This is a genomic window from Pontitalea aquivivens (assembly GCF_046507575.1).
GTDB lineage: Bacteria > Pseudomonadota > Alphaproteobacteria > Rhodobacterales > Rhodobacteraceae > Pontitalea > Pontitalea aquivivens.
This window is the reverse complement of sequence record NZ_JBKFEY010000104.1, coordinates 1-808: the sequence shown is the minus strand read 5'-3', so window position 1 is coordinate 808 and position 808 is coordinate 1. Positions and strand designations below refer to the sequence as shown.

General features: G+C 61.5%; 1 protein-coding gene. It reads right to left on the bottom strand.

The genetic code is table 11. The features are described from left to right. Positions 1-792, bottom strand: a 792-nt coding sequence (locus ACK8OU_RS20360; protein ID WP_410305144.1) for a CaiB/BaiF CoA transferase family protein, incomplete at its 3' end; no start/stop codon positions are given. Positions 793-808: the final 16 nt, after the last annotated feature.

Sequence of the window (808 nt, the reverse complement as noted above, 5' to 3'; positions counted from 1 at the left end):
GGACAACTCCTCGCCGGCCGCCAGATCGGTGCGGCCGATGGCGCTGCAAAACCTGTCCCAGAGGCGGGTCTCAAGCAGACAGAGCGCAACCGTACGGCCGTCTTTCGTACGATAAATGTTGTAACGCGGATTGTGGCCCCAGACCTCGATGCGTGGCGAGCCGCTCGCTCCCGAAGCGCGCGCCAAGCCTGGAGCCAGCACTATGGCGCTCATGGCGGCGAGACTGTCGGACATCGCAATGTCCAGATAAGCGCCCTCCCCAGTCAGGTCACGGCGACGCAGCGCCGCCAGCACCGCGATGACGGCCATGCTCGCCGCCGAATAGTCCGCAGCCTGGAAATGCGGCAGACCGTTCGGAATAGGATCGAGCAGACCGGTCGATGCCTGTATGACCAGGTCGTGACCAGCCACGTCGGCTTTCGGTCCATCCTGCCCGTAACCAGATACGGAGCAATATATGATGTCCCGGCGTACTTTGCGGGCATCGTCGTACCCGACGCCAAGGCGAGATGCAGTTCCCACGCTGAACGATTCGACGACGATATCGGCCCAGGAAAAGAGCCGCTCCAGCACGGCTCCGGCGCCGTTGGCCCTCAGGTCCAGCGCGATAGAACGCTTCTGACCATTGACACTATTGAAATAGACACTTCCAGCATCGACCATGGGTGGGTTGTGCCGGCTGGGATCCCCGCCCCTGTTATCTTCGATCTTCACCACGTCCGCACCCAAGTCGCCCAGGAACTGGGTGCACCATGGTCCCGGCAACAACCGACTAAAGTCGAGAATCCTTATGCCGCTTAGGGGTAGA